At 60.6% G+C, this 507-nt stretch carries 1 protein-coding gene; it reads right to left on the minus strand.

Annotated features, from left to right (window positions below):
• Positions 1-128: 128 nt before the first annotated feature.
• The coding region (locus HBA93_RS18275) for a GNAT family N-acetyltransferase (RefSeq protein ID WP_221724246.1) at positions 129-507 on the minus strand (379 nt) is incomplete at its 5' end.

A 507-nucleotide genomic window follows, 5' to 3' on the forward strand; every position in this document is an offset into this window, starting at 1 on the left:
AGGAGAACCTCGCGGACAAGGCCCGCAAGCTTGGTATTCCGGTCATGAAGTTCGACGGCGGCGCGTAAAGCGCCGCCTCTCATCAAGCGCCTCGTTTGACCGCAACGCCGCCGGTCATCGAGGCCAGATTAGCCGACGGTCTTTATCATCGTCGTCGTAGACCGAAATCCGAATACAGGTTTCAGAGCGCTCATCGAAACGTGGGATCGCGCCTCGAAGCCTCGCGACTGATAGAGAACCCGCGCCCTGGGGTTCTCGTCGATCACGTCCAGGCGAACCTGCTTCAATCCGTTCGCCACGGCACGACGCTCTATCGCTTCGAGCAACGCCGACCCGACACCAAGGCTGCGAGCTTCCGGACGCACAAAGATTCCGTCCATCAACAGCGTGCCGGGCTCGCACTTTCGTTCCAGAATGCCAATCAGCCAGCCTCGAGCGACACTGCCGAGCCAGCCATAGACCTTGGCCATTTCCTCCAAACCACCACCGACAAAGGCGCCAGCCGGT

Source organism: Ochrobactrum sp. SFR4, assembly GCF_019730395.1.
In the GTDB taxonomy this organism is placed as follows: Bacteria; Pseudomonadota; Alphaproteobacteria; order Rhizobiales; family Rhizobiaceae; genus Pseudochrobactrum.